This window comes from Peribacillus sp. S4 (assembly GCF_046715815.1).
Taxonomy (GTDB): Bacteria; Bacillota; Bacilli; order Bacillales; family DSM-1321; genus Peribacillus; species Peribacillus frigoritolerans.
On sequence record NZ_CP175708.1, the window covers coordinates 3,875,435 to 3,892,355 of the forward strand.

Annotated in this window: 17 protein-coding genes; 4 read left to right on the plus strand and 13 right to left on the minus strand. The window is 43.5% G+C overall.

Features of this window, described 5'->3' with window-relative positions; all coding sequences use genetic code 11:
- The first annotated feature begins 497 nt into the window (after positions 1 to 497).
- The 3 genes from ACJ9PY_RS18370 to ACJ9PY_RS18380 all read left to right on the plus strand — a co-directional run bounded on the left by ACJ9PY_RS18370 (position 498) and on the right by ACJ9PY_RS18380 (position 3,515).
- Positions 498 to 2,531, plus strand: a complete 2,034-nt coding sequence (locus ACJ9PY_RS18370) for a serine hydrolase (RefSeq protein WP_411738710.1) — start codon at positions 498 to 500, stop codon at positions 2,529 to 2,531.
- Between the two features lie 546 nt (positions 2,532 to 3,077).
- Positions 3,078 to 3,254 (plus strand): hypothetical protein, encoded by a 177-nt coding sequence (locus tag ACJ9PY_RS18375; RefSeq protein ID WP_411738711.1) that lies wholly within the window; start codon positions 3,078 to 3,080, stop codon positions 3,252 to 3,254.
- A gap of 87 nt (positions 3,255 to 3,341) precedes the next feature.
- Positions 3,342 to 3,515: a hypothetical protein gene (locus ACJ9PY_RS18380; protein ID WP_411738712.1), complete on the plus strand. Its 174-nt coding sequence runs from the start codon at positions 3,342 to 3,344 to the stop codon at positions 3,513 to 3,515.
- An 82-nt stretch (positions 3,516 to 3,597) separates the two neighbouring features.
- Here ACJ9PY_RS18380 and ACJ9PY_RS18385 read toward each other — a convergent pair whose 3' ends face one another.
- The 12 genes from ACJ9PY_RS18385 to ACJ9PY_RS18440 form a co-directional block, all read right to left on the minus strand.
- Positions 3,598 to 4,305, minus strand: a complete 708-nt coding sequence (locus tag ACJ9PY_RS18385) for an ABC transporter ATP-binding protein (protein WP_034308744.1) — start codon at positions 4,303 to 4,305, stop codon at positions 3,598 to 3,600.
- A complete protein-coding gene (locus ACJ9PY_RS18390; protein ID WP_034308746.1) occupies positions 4,305 to 5,087 on the minus strand; it encodes an ABC transporter ATP-binding protein in 783 nt (260 codons plus the stop codon). Before ACJ9PY_RS18390 ends, ACJ9PY_RS18385 begins: the two co-directional genes overlap by 1 nt.
- Complete coding sequence (locus tag ACJ9PY_RS18395) at positions 5,059 to 6,024, minus strand: branched-chain amino acid ABC transporter permease (protein ID WP_034308749.1); 966 nt, start codon at positions 6,022 to 6,024, stop codon at positions 5,059 to 5,061. The genes ACJ9PY_RS18390 and ACJ9PY_RS18395 overlap by 29 nt, the downstream gene beginning before the upstream one ends.
- Before the next feature lie 13 nt (positions 6,025 to 6,037).
- Positions 6,038 to 6,916 (minus strand): branched-chain amino acid ABC transporter permease, encoded by an 879-nt coding sequence (locus ACJ9PY_RS18400; protein ID WP_034308751.1) that lies wholly within the window; start codon positions 6,914 to 6,916, stop codon positions 6,038 to 6,040.
- A gap of 163 nt (positions 6,917 to 7,079) precedes the next feature.
- Positions 7,080 to 8,258 carry an ABC transporter substrate-binding protein gene (locus tag ACJ9PY_RS18405; protein ID WP_411738713.1) on the minus strand — a complete coding sequence of 393 codons (1,179 nt, stop codon included), beginning with the start codon at positions 8,256 to 8,258 and terminating at the stop codon, positions 7,080 to 7,082.
- Between the two features lie 549 nt (positions 8,259 to 8,807).
- Positions 8,808 to 9,515 carry an ABC transporter ATP-binding protein gene (locus ACJ9PY_RS18410; protein ID WP_098865108.1) on the minus strand — a complete coding sequence of 236 codons (708 nt, stop codon included), beginning with the start codon at positions 9,513 to 9,515 and terminating at the stop codon, positions 8,808 to 8,810.
- The gene (locus ACJ9PY_RS18415; protein ID WP_411738715.1) at positions 9,515 to 10,294 is read right to left on the minus strand and encodes an ABC transporter ATP-binding protein; all 780 of its coding nucleotides are present in this window, start codon (positions 10,292 to 10,294) and stop codon (positions 9,515 to 9,517) included. Before ACJ9PY_RS18415 ends, ACJ9PY_RS18410 begins: the two co-directional genes overlap by 1 nt.
- Positions 10,269 to 11,240, minus strand: coding sequence for a branched-chain amino acid ABC transporter permease (locus tag ACJ9PY_RS18420; protein WP_034308758.1), 972 nt, complete (start codon positions 11,238 to 11,240; stop codon positions 10,269 to 10,271). Before ACJ9PY_RS18420 ends, ACJ9PY_RS18415 begins: the two co-directional genes overlap by 26 nt.
- Before the next feature lie 13 nt (positions 11,241 to 11,253).
- Positions 11,254 to 12,132 carry a branched-chain amino acid ABC transporter permease gene (locus ACJ9PY_RS18425; RefSeq protein ID WP_034308761.1) on the minus strand — a complete coding sequence of 293 codons (879 nt, stop codon included), beginning with the start codon at positions 12,130 to 12,132 and terminating at the stop codon, positions 11,254 to 11,256.
- A 76-nt stretch (positions 12,133 to 12,208) separates the two neighbouring features.
- The gene (locus ACJ9PY_RS18430; protein ID WP_411738716.1) at positions 12,209 to 13,396 is read right to left on the minus strand and encodes an ABC transporter substrate-binding protein; all 1,188 of its coding nucleotides are present in this window, start codon (positions 13,394 to 13,396) and stop codon (positions 12,209 to 12,211) included.
- A 189-nt stretch (positions 13,397 to 13,585) separates the two neighbouring features.
- Positions 13,586 to 14,347, minus strand: a complete 762-nt coding sequence (locus ACJ9PY_RS18435) for a ThiF family adenylyltransferase (RefSeq protein ID WP_034308767.1) — start codon at positions 14,345 to 14,347, stop codon at positions 13,586 to 13,588.
- Between the two features lie 111 nt (positions 14,348 to 14,458).
- Positions 14,459 to 15,607 (minus strand): M20 family metallopeptidase, encoded by a 1,149-nt coding sequence (locus ACJ9PY_RS18440; RefSeq protein WP_411738717.1) that lies wholly within the window; start codon positions 15,605 to 15,607, stop codon positions 14,459 to 14,461.
- An 84-nt stretch (positions 15,608 to 15,691) separates the two neighbouring features.
- Between ACJ9PY_RS18440 and ACJ9PY_RS18445 the strand changes: the two genes are divergently transcribed.
- Positions 15,692 to 15,874, plus strand: a complete 183-nt coding sequence (locus ACJ9PY_RS18445) for a hypothetical protein (protein WP_411738718.1) — start codon at positions 15,692 to 15,694, stop codon at positions 15,872 to 15,874.
- On the opposite strand, the gene ACJ9PY_RS18450 is transcribed toward ACJ9PY_RS18445, so the two are convergent.
- Positions 15,865 to 16,836, minus strand: coding sequence for a nuclease-related domain-containing protein (locus tag ACJ9PY_RS18450; RefSeq protein WP_411738719.1), 972 nt, complete (start codon positions 16,834 to 16,836; stop codon positions 15,865 to 15,867). The two genes, ACJ9PY_RS18445 and ACJ9PY_RS18450, sit on opposite strands and share 10 nt — an antisense overlap.
- Between the last annotated feature and the right edge of the window lie 85 nt (positions 16,837 to 16,921).

Below are 16,921 nucleotides of genomic sequence, written 5' to 3' on the forward strand. Positions count from 1 at the left end.
TAACTTATTTGCACAACAAAAAAAACGCTATAAAGCAGTATAATTCAAGCATACACAAACCCGGAAGAAGCATGCTTGCCTCCAAGTGTGCCACCAGCAAGAGTAGAAAACCTTGGAACGCCGCCTGTGTGTCCCCACCCTTGTTACTGGTTTGTTTTTCATAAATAGGTCATACCTGTTTCCCCTTTCACGCCTCTTCATATTTTTATCAAGCACAATGAAAATCTCCCCTCCTCATTTATTGTTAATGCGTTAAAAACTGCTCTTTGATTCTATGTGTTTTTCTGTCACATACGGTAGTGTCAAAATGTCATGGTTTCTATGACATAGCTATTAATACAGCCGTTTCCCACTCAATTTTTGTTGTTCTTTATAAATATGACAAAAGCTCACTATCGACTATGACTCGCCGCTTGCTACACTTTGTTCATACGCTAACGAGCCGCTAACTCGTTGTGCTAACAAAAAATTTCAATCAAATAAAGGAGCGTACAAAAATGAAAAAAGCAATTAACAAACTGGGGATCGTTGCCATTCTTCTTACTTCTTCAACCATGATTTCTGCGTGTTCCCAACAATCGTTAGAAGCAGGAAAATCAAAACCATCGGCATCCACGACTAATATCCAAATGAAGAAAGGACCTAATAATAAAAAAGAAATAGAATCTTTTGCTGATCCGTTATTTGAAGAAAAAATGAAGAAGTTCAATGTGAACGGTTCTAGTTTTGTCGTCGTTCATGATGGAAAGGTCGTTGTCAATAAAGGGTATGGATATGCCGATAAAGAAAAGAAAATCCCCGTCACTAAGGACACGGTCTTTCAAATCGGTTCAGTCACGAAAACTTTTACTGCTTTGGCTGTGATGCAGCAAGTCGATAAAGGAAAGCTTAAACTAGATCAAGACGTACAAAAATATTTTGGTGGATTAAAAATGCCTAATCAAACTGGGAAGCCTCTTACCCTGTTTGATATGCTCACTTATACCAGCGGGGTGGATTTTCCCGATCTTACAAACATAACTGGACCTGAATATATTAATAATAATAATAGTATACCGATGAAAGAATTTTTCTCTAAACAAATGCCAACTGTGGTACGGCCACCAGGAGAAGTTTATACGTATGACAACGTCGGATTTGCGCTCGCAGGGTTTGCAGTGGAGAATGCTACCAACACCCCTTTCTCGAAATATATGGAAAAGAATATTTTCAAACCATTAGATATGAAATCTACAAGCATGAGCTTTACGCCTGATCTTCTCGAAAAAATGGCTACACCTTATGGTCCCACTGGCGATCCGATTCCAGCAAGTGGGAGCGGTTTAAGGGATACACCACAAGGAGGCATTTTATCTACTGCGGAAGACATGTCAAAATACATGATTATGCAACTACAGAAAGGAAAGTTTAAAGACAAGGAAATTGTAAGTAAAAAAAGCATGGATATGATGCATGCCTATCAAGTTTTTGATGATAAGACGATTCCTGTTGCGACAATTGGATTTGAAACGCCTTTTAATGAATTTGCTAACGGTCAACATGTTGTAATAAAAGGGGGAAGCATGCCTGGACATCAATCACTGCTGATTTTAGTGCCTGAACAAAAAACAGCATTCTTCATGTCTTACAATAATGATTCAATGATGAGTGTAGACATATATGAAACTCTCATGGATCACTATTTCCCTGCTAAGAAGAATGAAGGAAAAACAAGTTATCTCCCGTTAGAGGAAAAAGAAGCTCATAAATACTTCGGCTTATTTCAAAATACGCGTTTCGCTGCACTTCGCACTCATTTTACTTATGAAAATGGGAACTTGGTCATGGAGAGTGGATTTGGAAAACAAGTTCTCAAAATGATTCATCCGTTGTTATTTGAAGATTCGGAAGGCAGCAAAGTTGCTTTCAAAAAGAATTCAGCTGGAGAAATCGCATATTTTCACTACAACTCTCCTAAAAGCCTTGATTTTGTAGCAGATGCCCAGAGATTTAACAACAAACCACCTTTTGATGACGTTCCACAAAAGAGTAACTATAGAAGTCACATTGATAATCTTCATGCTCTAAATATTATGGGTGCTAAAACAGGTAATCTATTCAAACCGATGGACATCATGACACAAGGAGAGTTTGCGGATACGTTGTTACTTGCTTATGGATGGAACGGTTTTCCAGACGACTCCAAGGTGGCAAGGGAAAAAGTTATGAAAGGAATTCCAGGGTATGACCGTGCAACTCCGATTACCCGACAGGTCGCAGCAACCATGATTCAAAACTTAAAGCAAATTCATGACATGAAACCGATTCAACCTGACAAAGCTATTAAAGTTAAATTACTTGATGCTCCGGATGACTGGGCAATTCAATCGATTCAGGCACTTGCCTCCCAAGGAATTCTAGACCCTGATACTTCCATCAATGCCGACGGATCCATTACCTTCCGTCCGAAGGATTTGTTACTGCGTCAAGAAGCAAGTGCTTTGCTGGATTTAGCTTTTGGCTATCATGCACTACCTAACAAACAGCAGTAGAGATTGAAAAAATTGGATGCTGATGAGAAACCAACATCCAGCTAAAATAATACAAAAAATTCGACTTTGTAAGACCTTTATGAAAACGGAAACGATTCTAAAGATAATGTTATTGCATTTAAAGAAGGAACCTATCATGAAATATGATAGGTTCCTTCTTTGTTATATAGGGGGAATCATACTTAAGGGAGAACCCGCAGGCGCAAAAGCGCCGAGGAGGCTTACGGACCGCCCGCGGAAAGCGAATGCCTGGAGCGGAAATCAACGGTTCGAGTTTTATAAACAAAATAACTTCAGGCAACAATGAGGTCTATCTAAGTATTAAAACAAAGTTGATTGGAGCGGGTGTTCGAGACTCCTGCGGAAAAAGCGAGTCCAAGGGAGACCCCGCAGGCGCGAAGCGTCGAGGAGGCTCACGGCCCGCCCGCGGAAAGCGAGTGCCTGGAGTGGAAATCAACGGCCGCGTTCTACAAACAAAAAAACTGCAGCCAAACTCGCTTTTCCTCGAATATATCTCCAGTCAGTCTGGGAGTTCCGATTGGTCTAATGCTAAACCATGATTTTAAAACAAGACTAGATTATTCTTCATGTTTTTTTACTGTAATCCTTATTGGATGGAAGAAATTTGCGACACTCCTGCCGAATTACTGGCTAGCCAAGACACCGCAGCCGCTAGGCGAGGAGGCTTGGCAGACAGTCGGCGGAAAGGGAGCGGATTTCTGAAATCAACTGGTACCTTTTTTTTAAAAAACAAAAACTCGCTTTTCCTCGAATATATCTCCAGTCAGTCTGGGAGTTCCGATTGGTCTAATGCTAAACCATGATTTTAAAACAAGACGAAATTATTCTTCATGTTTTTTTACTGTAATCCTTGGATGGAAGAAATTTGCGACACTCCTGCCGAATTACTGGCTAGCCGAGACACCGCAGCCGCTAGGCGAGGAGGCTTGGCAGACAGTCGGCGGAAAGGGAGCGGATTTCTGAAATCAACTGGTACCTTTTTAAAATAAAAAAACTGCAGCCAAACTCGCTTTTTCCTCGAGTTCGTCTGCAGTCTGTAACAGGTTTAATGTCCGCCTAAATAGGCATTCTTGATTTCTTCGCTTGCGGTCAGTTCCTCTGATTTGCCTGATAGGACGATTCGGCCGGTTTCGACAACATAGGCTCTGTCCGCGATGGATAGTGCTAAGTTGGCATTTTGTTCGACCAGCAGAATCGTCGTACCTGTTTTGTTGATTTCTTCAATGATATGAAAGATTTGCTTCACCAATAATGGAGCAAGTCCCATCGATGGCTCGTCCAGTAACAGAAGCCGGGGCTTGGCCATGAGTGCCCTGCCCATCGCGAGCATTTGCTGTTCCCCGCCGGAAAGGGTTCCGGATTGCTGTTTCAGGCGCTCCAGCAAACGCGGGAACAATTCATAGACTTTCTCCATGTCCTGCTTGATGCCTGCCTTATCCTTGCGTAGATAAGCACCAAGCTGAAGGTTTTCTTCGACGGTCATGTTAGCAAAGACCCGCCGGCCTTCAGGGACATGGGAAATGCCCATTTTCACGATGGATTGCGCTGCCTTCCCTCCGATGGAATCCCCTTCGTATATGATCTTCCCTTGTTTTGGTTTTAATAGGCCGGAAATGCTCTTCAGCAACGTGCTTTTCCCGGCTCCGTTCGCCCCGATCAGGGTTACGATTTCGCCTTCGTTAATAGAAAGCGAGATTCCTTTCAAGGCTTGAATGTTTCCGTAATAGACGTTGATGTCCTCGATTTTTAACATTATGAAACCTCCTCGCCCAGATAGGCCTCGATGACTTTTGGATTGTTACGGATTTCCTCTGGCTTTCCTTGAGCGATCAGTTGTCCGTGATCGAGTACATATATGCGTTCGCAAACACCCATGACGAGCGGCATATCATGTTCTATCAATAATACGGTCAAATCGAATTTCTCACGGATGAGGGCAATCAGGTTCATGAGTTCGTGCGTTTCCTGGGGGTTCATCCCCGCTGCCGGTTCATCGAGCAAAAGCAGTTTCGGGTTGGCGGCAAGGGCACGGGCGATCTCCAAACGTCTTTGTTTACCATATGGCAGGTTCTTTGCCTTTTCATCCTTATATTGATCAAGGTTGAAGATCTTCAGGAACTCAATCGCTTTTTCATCCATTTCCTTTTCGCCTTTAAAATGGATCGGCATGCGGAAGATCGAACTTAAGATGCCATGCTTCGAAAGCGAATGATAGGCCACTTTTACATTGTCGATCACCGATAGTTCGCTGAATAAGCGAATGTTCTGGAATGTCCGGCTGATCCCTTTTTGCGTAATTTTATATGGAGGCAGTTTTCTTAAGTTCTCACCTTCCAAAGAAATGGTGCCCTCCGTCGGGACGTAAACTCCTGTCAGCAAGTTAAAGAAAGTGGTTTTTCCAGCGCCGTTCGGCCCGATCAAGCCAATTAGTTCTCCTGGATATAATTCGACGTTAACATCAGAAACGGCTTTAAGCCCTCCGAACTGGATGCCGACCGAATCGACTTTAAGCAGCGGTGTTTTTATTTTTTTCATGGCTGCTTCCTCCTTTACGTTTGAACATGGATGTTATTTCTTTGGTACCCATTAAACCTTGCGGGCGATAGAGCATCATCACGATAAGCACAAGACTGTAGATGATCATTCGTGTTTCCGGATAATCCTGCAGGAAAGTCGTGACTACCGTCAGTAATATCGCTGCCAATACGGCACCGGAAAGACTTCCAAGACCGCCAAGTACGACAAGGATCAAAATATCGAATGATTTCAGGAATCCAAAGTTCGATGGCTGGATGATATAGAAGTTATGAGCGTAAAGCCCCCCAGCGATACCGGCAAAAAAAGCACCGATGGCAAAGGCGACAACTTTATAATAAGTCGTGTTGATTCCCATAGAATCGGCAGCCGTTTCGTCCTCGCGGATCGATATGCAGGCTCTTCCGTGGGTCGAGCTAGTAAAGTTTCTGATGACGATGATCGTTACGATGACGGAAGCGAATACCCACGGCCAAGTGGTCAAATGGGAAACCTGCATGCCGCTCGCCCCGCCGACATAATCGATATTCAAAAGCATGATCCGGACGATTTCCCCAAAACCAAGGGTCGCAATCGCTAGATAGTCACCTTTTAAGCGTAAGCTAGGAATTCCGATGATCAATCCTGCCAGCGCTGACGCCAAACCGCCGACTATCAATGCTGCATAAAATGGCATTTCCAGCTTCATCGTCATGACGGCTGAAGCATAGGCACCGACTGCCAGGAATCCGGCATGCCCGATGGAGAACTGCCCGGTTATCCCGATGATCAAGTGCAGGCTCGCCGCCAGAATGATGTTGATCCCGATGAACATGAGCGTATTTTGATAAAAAGGATTTAGCGATCCGCCGCCGATTAACACTTGAACTACGGCGAAAAAGATCAATGATAGTGAAATCGAGAGCCAAAAACCTTTTGCTCGCTTAATTGTAGTCATTGCTTTGTCTCCCCTATACTTTTTCTTTTTTGTTTTTACCGAATAAGCCTTGTGGCATGAAAATCAAGATAAGAATCAGTACGACGAAGGCTACAGCATCACGCCATAATGAGTAACCGGCGGCACTGACCAAAGCTTCGATGACACCTAGCAATAGGCCACCGACCATCGCGCCCGGTATAATCCCGATCCCTCCAAGTACGGCGGCAACGAATGCCTTCAATCCCGGAAGCACACCCATGAGCGGCTCGATCTTAATATAGTAAATACCGAAAATGACGCCCGCTGCCCCAGCCAATGCGGAACCGATTGCAAAGGTGGCAGAAATCGTGTTATCGACATTTATACCCATCAGCTTAGCTGCATCCGCATCGTAGGAAACGGCACGCATCGCTTTTCCAATTTTCGATTTATGAACGATGATTTGAAGGATGATCATCAAGACTACAGCCACTCCAAAAATCAAAATCGATTGACTATTGATGGAAACTCCAAAAATATTGAACTTGTCTGTCGGCAATACATCATTCGGATAAGCTTCCGGCTGTGCACCGCGGACGTAGATGAATCCGTATTCGATCAAAAGGGAAACACCGATGGCAGTGATAAGTGCCGCGATACGTGTTGCGTTACGCAATGGCTTGTACGCGATACGTTCGATCAATACTCCAAACAGAGCACAGACCGTCATCGAGATTAATAGGGCGGGCACGAATGACAGATCCAGGACCGTTATTGAGTAAAACCCAACGAATGAGCCGACCATGAATACATCGCCATGTGCGAAGTTTATCAATTTAACAATCCCGTAAACCATCGTATATCCGAGAGCGATAAGGGCATAAATACTTCCTAATGAAACCCCGTTAATTAACTGTTGTATCAATTCCATGTTCGACTCTCCTTGAAAATCTAATTTTATGAGTGATTAGTCCAGACTCTTTTCATTCCGCTAAGGGGATGTTCAGCACCCTGGCATGCTTGAAAAATGAGAATTCGCCAGCACCTTCTTATTAAGGAAGGGCCGGCGAAAGGGTTGGAGTTGTTCTCCGAAATTAAGGATTGATTTTTGTGTTGAATACTTGTTTTCCTTCTTTAAATTCAAGGATGGTGGCAGATTTGATTGGATTATGTTTTTCATCCAATGTGAATGTACCCGTAACAAGCTTAAGGTCAGCCGTTTTTTCCAGCGCTTCTTTGATTTTTTCCGAATCCGCTGAACCAGCACGTTTAATCGCGTCTGCAAGGAAGTATCCTGTGTCATATCCTAGGGCATTGAATGCATCCGGGGACTTATCTTTGTATTTCGCTTTAAATGCTGACACAAAATTCTGAATTTTCTTATCAGGATCACCTGAAGAATAGTGGTTCGTGATGAACGTATTATTTAGAGCTTTTGCACCGGCAATTTCAACTAGCTTAGGAGAATCCCAGCCGTCGCCGCCCATGAATGGAACGTCAAGTCCAGTTTCCCGTGCCTGCTTCACGATCAGACCAGCTTCCTCATAGTAACCAGGAAGGAAAATGAAATCAGGTTTTGCCGATTTCAAACGAGTCAATGTGGAACGGAAATCAGTATCCTTCGCAATGTAAGCTTCCTCAGCAACAACTTTTCCGCCATTCTTTTCGAATTGTTCTTTAAAGGCTGCGGCTAACCCTTTTGAATAATCACTTGAGCTGTCAATATAGATGGCTGCACTTTTGGCTTTGATTTCTTTAGCGGCAAAGTTTGCAGCTACCGTCCCTTGGAACGGATCGATGAAGCTTGTCCTGAAAACGTAATCGTTCAATTTATCCTTGCTGAAAGTGATTTCAGGGCTTGTACCAGAAGGTGAGATGACCGGTACTTTATTATCTTGGGCAATCTGTACTTGTGCAATCGAGTTCGTGCTTGTTGCTGCGCCCACGATCGCTGCAACCTGATCTTGCGATGTCAGCTTGATCGCCCCGCTTGTCGCTTCGGACGCTTCAGATTTATTATCGACTTTAATTAGTTTGATTTTTTTACCGTCAATGCCTTCTTTATTGATTTCTGCAGTTGCAAGCTCCAGACCTTCTGCAATCGATTGTCCATATGAAGCTACACCGCCTGATAATTCAAGGTTGACACCGATTTTGATCGTATCTCCATCCCCGCTTGATTTTTCAGATGAACCAGAGCCGGAACAACCCGCTAGCACTCCTGCAGCAAGTGATAGAGAAAGGAATGCACTTGCTAATTTTTTCTTTTTCATAAATAATCCCCCCATTTTGTAATCAAGCTCTGATGCATGAATATTTATTCATGATCCTTCAGAAAAAAATTGATTAGATGAAATGTTTCAAATTAAATTAATATTTCGAAAAATAGTTTACCGCATAATTTTCATTCCGTCTATACAATAATTGCGAGAAGATTTCGGTAATTAGGATATTTTTCACAGGTAGTGCTCTATCATTTTTATCTTTATATATTTTAAATATTGCGACAATAGGCGATATAATCAGAAAAAACGGATAATTAAATTATATTGATATTATAAATTCCTTACTTACAGATCAAAAAATTTTATTCATTCTCTAATTTTTATCATCCTATTAATTACATTTTTACCAAAATACAAGTATATTGATAGGGAATTAAACCCAGTTTTTTCGTGTTTTTTTAGTCTTAATTCCTATATCAAAATTGAATAATACTATATTGGATGTATAAAATCATGCATGAAACCCTGTGCTTTTTTATCTTTTTGCATATTTTGCATAACCCGATCAACAAACAAAAAAACCGCCAAACGGCGGTTTTAGTGGCCTCCTAAATAGGCCATTTTTATTTCTTCACTTGATGTTAGTTCCTCGGCATTGCCCGACAGGACGATTCGGCCCGTTTCAACGACATACGCCCGATCTGCAATGGATAAGGCGAGGTTGGCGTTTTGCTCGACCAAAAGGATCGTTGTGCCGGACTCACTGATTTCCTGGATGATGTTGAATATTTGCTTCACCAAAAGCGGTGCAAGGCCCATCGAAGGTTCATCGAGCAGTAATAATCGCGGTTTCGCCATTAAGGCCCTGCCCATTGCAAGCATCTGCTGTTCGCCGCCTGAAAGCGTGCCAGCCTGCTGTTTGATTCTTTCCAGCAGCCTTGGAAATAGCTCGTATACCTTTTCCATATCCTTATGGATGCCATCCTTGTCTTTTCGCAAATAAGCTCCAAGCTCCAGGTTTTCGGCCACCGTCATGTTGGCGAAGACACGTCGTCCTTCAGGCACATGGGATATGCCCAGTTTCACGATGGCCTGTGCAGCTTTTCCCCCAATCGGATCGCCTTCGAACAGAACTTTTCCTTGCTTTGGTTTTAACAGACCGGAAATCGTTTTGAGCAGCGTGCTTTTTCCCGCTCCGTTCGCCCCGATCAAAGTCACGATTTCCCCTTCATTTATCTCCATGGAAACCCCTTTTAGCGCTTGGATATTGCCGTAATAAACATTGATGTCCTCTATTTTCAGCATCAGGAAACCTCCTCCCCTAGATATGCCTCGATAACCTTTGGATTGTTGCGGATTTCATCCGGCTTTCCGTGAGCGATGAGCTGTCCATGATCAAGGACATAAATCCGTTCGCATACACCCATGACCAGTGACATATCATGTTCGATTAGCAAAACGGTAAGGTTGAATTGCTTCCGGATAAAAGCAATGAGGTTCATTAATTCTTTCGTTTCATGGGGGTTCATCCCGGCTGCCGGTTCATCCAGTAAAAGAAGTTTCGGATTGGCGGCAAGGGCACGGGCGATTTCCAGCCGCCTTTGCTGTCCGTATGGAAGATTCTTCGCTTTTTCATCCTTAAAATGGTCAAGGTTGAAAATCCGCAAAAATTCGAGCGCCTTTTCATCCATTTCCTTTTCCCCTGAAAAATGTCCGGGCAACCGGAATATGGAGCTTGGAATTCTATGCTTGGCAAGCGAGTGGTAAGCAACCTTCACATTATCGATCACGGATAACTCACTGAAGAGACGAATGTTTTGAAAGGTCCTCGAAATCCCTTTTCGGGTAATTTTATAAGGCTGCTGCTTATTTAGATTTTCCCCGTTCAAGGCGATCGTTCCTTCTGTAGGGACATACACACCCGTCAATAAATTGAAGAAGGTCGTTTTCCCAGCTCCATTCGGCCCGATCAGGCCTACAAGTTCCCCTGGAAATAATTCCACATTCACATCGGACACCGCTTTCAATCCGCCAAAGCGGATACCTACCGAATCTACCTTAAGCAACGGTATTGTGGCTTCCATCCTTTGGGCCCCCTTTCGTTTTTTTATGTGTGAACAATGATGTGATTTCTTTTGTTCCCATTAACCCCTGCGGGCGGAAAATCATCATCAGGATCAGGACAAGACTGTAGATGATCATCCTCGTTTCCGGGTAATCCTGAAGGAATGTCGTCACGATCGTCAGTAAAATGGCGGCCAAAACCGAACCTGAAAGACTTCCAAGACCGCCAAGTACGACGAAAATCAGTATATCGAAGGATTTCAGGAAACCGAAATTCGATGGCTGGATAATATAAAAATTATGGGCATAGAGCGATCCGGCAATTCCGGCAAAAAAAGCTCCGATGACGAAGGCCGCCACTTTATAATAGGTCGTATTGATTCCCATCGCATCAGCCGCCGTTTCATCTTCCCTTACGGATATGCATGCACGCCCGTGAGTCGAATTGGTGAAATTCCTGATGACTAAGACGGTGATCATGACACAGGCAAAAACCCATGGCCATGTAGTCAGGTGGGATACCTGCATCCCGCTTGCACCGCCTACATATTCAATATTCAAAAGGACGATCCGGACAATTTCCCCAAAACCAAGGGTGGCTATCGCCAGGTAATCCCCCTTCAGGCGCAAGCTGGGTATCCCGATCACCATACCCGCAACAGCGGCGATGACGCCCCCAGTCAATACAGCTATGATGAAAGGAAGTTCCAGCTTCATTGTCATGACTGCCGAAGCATAGGCCCCAACCGCTAAAAAACCTGCATGCCCGATCGAGAACTGCCCGGTTATTCCAATGATTAAATGAAGGCTCGTCGCCAGCATGATATTGATGCCGATGAACATGAGCGTGTTGATATAAAATGGATTGAGGATACCGTTTGAAATGGTGTACTGCATGATTCCGAAAAAAATAAGTGCGAGCACGATCGAGAGCCAAAAACCCTTTGAATTCTTTAAAGTAGTCATCGCCATGTCTCCCCTACACTTTTTCTCTTTTATTTTTACCGAATAGTCCCTGCGGCAAGAAAATCAAAATCAAGATAAGTACGACGAAAGCCACACCATCGCGCCATAATGAGTAACCGGCGGCACTGACCAAAGCCTCGATCACTCCAAGCAGCAGACCGCCGACCATCGCTCCCGGAATGATGCCGATGCCGCCCAGGACAGCTGCAACAAATGCTTTGAGGCCAGGAAGGACACCCATCAACGGTTCGATTTTAATATAGTAAATGCCAAAAATGACACCAGCCGCCCCTGCCAGGGCCGAACCTATGGCGAACGTAGCTGAAATCGTATTGTTCACATTGATTCCCATCAGCTTGGCCGCCTCGGAATCGAATGAAACGGCACGCATCGCTTTGCCGATTTTGGTTTTATGGACAACGAATTGCAGGATAATCATTAAAATGATGGATACGGATAAGATCAATATCGATTGACTGCTGATGGAAACTCCGAATATATCGAGTTTATCCATCGGAAGGACATTATTTGGATAGGCTTCCGGCTGGGCGCCCCGGATGTAAATCAGCCCATTTTCTATCAGAAGGGAAACACCGATGGCCGTTATCAAGGCCGCAATCCGTGTTGCATTACGAAGGGGTTTATAAGCAATGCGTTCAATTAAAACGCCAAAGATGGCACATGTAGCCATTGAAATCAATAAAGCCGGTATGAAGGATAAGTCCATTACGGTAATGGCGTAAAAGCCCACAAATGAACCGACCATGAATACGTCTCCATGAGCGAAGTTTATGAGTTTGACGATTCCATACACCATCGTATAACCAAGCGCGATCAAAGCATAAATGCTTCCGAGTGAAATGCCATTTACCAATTGCTGAATCAGTTCCATATTGCACTCTCCCCGTTAAGGTGTTTTTTAAGTGAATATAGAATAGGGGGGACTTGCCCCCTATCCACGTAAGGTATTATGGATTGATTTTTGTCTTGAATGTTTGTTTGCCATCCACATATTCCAGGATGGTCGCCGATTTGATCGGATCATGATTTTCATCAAGGTTCAGCGTTCCGGAAACTAATTTAAGATCTTTTACATCTTCCAACGCTTGTCTGATTTTTTCAGGGGAAGCATCTCCAGATCTCTTGATGGCGTCTGCCAGGTAGTACCCAGTGTCATAGCCAAGTGCAGCAAAGGCATCCGGTGTTTTATCGTATTCCTTTTTGAAGGCTGCAACGAAATCCTGGATTTTTGCATCTTCATCTTCTGGGGAATAGTGATTCGTGATATAAGTATTTTTTAAAGCTTCCGCTCCGGCAATTTCAACGACCTTCGGGGAATCCCAGCCGTCCCCGCCCATGAATGGAAGGTCTATGCCGTCTTCACGTGCCTGTTTTAGAATCAATCCGACTTCCTCATAATAACCAGGAAGAAAAACGAACTCAGGTTTTGCCGATTTGATACGTGTCAATGTAGAACGGAAATCAGTATCTTTCGTTACATAAGCTTCTTCCGCCACGATTTTACCGCCCTTGGCAGTGAATGCTTCTTTAAAAGCTGCGGCCAATCCTTTAGAATAATCACTTGCGCTATCCACATAGATCGCAGCCGTCTTTGCTCCAATTTCGTCAGATGCGAAATTGGCTGCCACCGTACCTTGGAATGGATCGATAAAGCAAGTTCTGAACACATAATCATTTAATTTTCCAGCTTTGTTGGTAATGTCGGGATTTGTTGCAGTTGGTGTGAGTAGAGGAACTTTATTATCCTGTGCGACTTGAACCTGTGCCAATGTATTCGTGCTTGTCGCAGATCCGACTACAGCCACTACCTTGTCCTGGCTGACTAACTTGATCGAACCGCTTGTAGCTTCTGCTGCATCTGATTTATTATCAACCTTCACGATTTCCAATTTTTTACCATTGATGCCCTCTTTATTAATCTCATCGATGGCCAGTTTCAAACCATCGGCAGCCGATTGGCCGAATGATGCCGTACCTCCTGACAATTCAAGGTTGGCCCCAATTTTAATGGTGTCACCCGATTTTGATGAACCCCCGCCTGAACTGCTGGTTTTCGAGTCGCCGCTGCAGCCTGCCAGCGCCCCTGCAACCAAAGAAAGTGATAGAAACACTCCTGCTAGCTTTTTCTTCTTCATTTGAAACCCCCTTGTTTTAATATGTTCTTTTAAACAAATAGAATATCTGAATAAAAATAATATTCTGAAAATATAGTGTATCTCATTCTTTCGACCCCGTCTATATGATATGGATAAAAAAGTTATTTAAAGGAATATCTACTATTCGCCACAAAAAAACTGACCCTTTATAGAGTCAGTTGATTTTTATCAATCATTTACACGGCGAACTTCAATGTCTTTCAATATATCATTGATCACCCAACTTGCTGCAATTAAGCCCGCAACGGATGGTACGAAAGCATTCGAAGACGGAGGCATTTGGGCTTTACGGATTTTTGCCTCATCATTGCCGACCTCTTTCCGCACATCCTCCCGAATGACAATAGGGCTCTCGTCGGAAAAGACAACGGGAATTCCCTTTGTTATGCCCTCTTTACGCAATCTAGTACGAATGACCTTGGCAAGCGGATCGGTATGCGTTTTGGAGATATCGGCAATTTGAAAACGCGTCGGGTCCATCTTATTAGCTGCCCCCATGCTTGAAATCACCTTGATATTCCGTTTGAGGCACTCCTTCATCACATGGATCTTGTAAATGACCGTATCCGATGCATCAATCACATAGTCCAAGCCATAACTGAAGAATTCTTCAAACGTCTCTTCTGTATAGAACATTTTAAGAGCGATCACTTCGCAATCGGGATTGATATCTTGAATGCGATTTTTCATCAATTCCGCTTTCGGTTGACCGACTGTTGATAATAGAGCATGAATCTGCCTGTTTACATTTGTGATGTCGACATCGTCTTTATCCACAAGAATAATACGGCCTACCCCGGAACGTGCCAATGCTTCGGCTGAAAATGAACCGACGCCTCCAACACCGAGGACTGCAACGGTCGTATTTTTCAGTATATCGATTCCTTCCTTGCCAATTGCCAATTCATTTCGTGAAAACTGATGCAGCATATATATTCAACTCCAATAAATTCTGTTCTTATTTAGCTTCCCAATTAACAATATATCATAAACATCATTAATGACAAGCGAAATATGAGCAGTCTAATCGGAATTAGTGTGCTAGGTCATTTTTGATAATTTTTGAATGACGGTTGCCAATAGGAGTGTCCTTTCCGTAAGGCTTGGGATTTCCAAATACTCCTCTTCACTATGTGCATTCCCTCCAATGGGCCCGAGTCCATCCACTGTCGCGATTCCCAAATCAGAAGTGATGGAAGCATCCGAACCTCCACCCGTGGCCGTATCCGTGATTTCGATGCCGATTTCCTTCCCAGCCTGGCGGATCGTCTCTAAAAGCAAGTTCGTTTTCTCATTCTTTTCCATGGGAGAGCGGTCCATTTTCCCGCTTAATGTCGTTTTCGTTCCTGGAATATAGGTTTCGGCACAGATTTTTTTCAGTTGCTTGAGGATGATGGCTTCCTGCCTTTTTTCCGAAATCCGCACATCCACAAAGGCAGCCGCATGGGAAGCGATCATATTGACAGCGGAGCCCCCTTCAATTTTGCCGACATTCACGCTGATTCCTTTCTGCTGATCATTCAATCGATGTAAGGCGATGATCTTATGGGCCAATTCTTCAATTGCACTTCGTCCCTTTTCCGGCTCGATCCCTGAATGGGCGGCCACCCCCGCAATATCCACTTTAAACTGACCGCAGCCCCTTCTTGCCGTGACAAGCGAACCGTCCGTCCTTGCCGGTTCAAGAATTAACGCAAACTTCTTATTGGCCGCTTTTTCCGATATGAGTGAAGCGGATGACGGAGACCCGATCTCCTCATCACTATTAAGAATGATCTGGACATGCTTATAGCCTGTCTGCCCCGTCTGTTTCAGGCAAAGAATCGCATAAAAAAGCTCAACCAAACTAGACTTCATATCCGCCACACCAGGACCGTATGCCCGATTTCCCTTCACTTTAAAAGGACGTTTTTGCGCTGTGCCCTCCGGAAAAACCGTATCCATATGGGCAACGACCAGAATATGCGGTTGATGCGCATCACGATGCTGGATGACCAGCTGATTGCCATAATTCTGCTGCTCAACGGTATCCACAATAAAATCCAGACTTTCAAATTTCGTTTTCAAAATCGAACCAATTTCATCAATACCCTTTTTTGTATGAGAACCACTATCTATATTCACTAGCCGCTCCACTAATTGAAGCATTTCCATCCTCTTTGCATACAATAAATCTTTCAAAGCCCTCACTACTTTCTATCCTTAGCTGACTATTGCTCAACCTTACTATAATTTACGACTCTATATTGCGGAGTGTTACTTAAATGGGAATATTTGAAGATTATTCGCTGGTTTTTGGTAGTTTTCTTTGAGTATGGGGTCTTTATTCGTGAGTCAGGATCGTTTACTCGTGAGTTTGCGGCATTTACTCGTGAATTTGCACCATTTACTCGTGAATTTGGCTCTTTTACTCGTGAATTTCCACTGTTTACTCGTGAGTTCGCCATTTACTCGTGAATTAATCCATTAAGTTTATAAGCTCTATTTTTAAACTGCCCCGAATAAGGCAATTCCAGTGAAGACAGCATCCGCTGCATAATATCAATTGAATCTATTTGTAAAAAGAGCCGTGCTTGTTTATTTGTTATATTTGTTTTTATGAGGAGAGCAAAATCGCGAAGAGCTTGAATGTGGGCATCTTTGGAGGCGTAGGAACATTGACTGCATGACCATTTGCCCCAGTGATAGTGCATATGGAAAGCAGCGCATTCAGGACATTGAACGCTTTTTAGCAGATCTTGCTCATCGATTTGATATAAATTGAGTATATCAGGATTAAGTGGAGTGTTTTTTTGCAGAATCGTATTCGAAAGTCTAGTGCTCTGCCTTTGGGTTAATTGCTCAGAAGGATACTTTTTTTCAAGGGTATTGATTTTGGTGATGAGGGTTTCTTTTCCCGTGATTTTTTTGAAAATGGGGGTAAAACCTGGGGTAGTCCTGATGATCGTATTCGAGTTTGCGTTGGCAATTAACGTTTCAATCGGCAGCGAGGGGAATTTGTGAAAAGTAAGCCAATCATTTAATCGGGATTTTTGTACGTCGACCTGGATTAGCGGATCCAGATATGCCTGTTCCTGTCCATCTTTTGAACGAATCAATTGGGGATAGGTGCGGTCAAAATAGAGCGTTCCCGCAAAGTTTTTCACTTCAATGATGATACAGTAATTCCTGGTGATTATTAGGAAATCCATTTGAAAATAACGGCTCCCATCGTGGTCTAACCTCAAATCATGAAATACTCGATATTCTTTCGGGAGATTCTTCAACTCCTTTCCAATACTCCGCTCCCCGTTAAATCCTGTACGAATTTTCCGGAAATCGTTCTTTATTCTTTCCTGTTTTGGATGATTTGATGATAGCCTCCTGCTTAATGCCTCCAATTTGAGCATTTTCATAGGCATCTCACACGGTTTTAACATCCATACATCAACTCCTTCTTCTTAAGCTTCTTTATTAATGCCCTTTTTTCCTGCTAGGAACTGAAATCAGACGTTTTACCGTAAG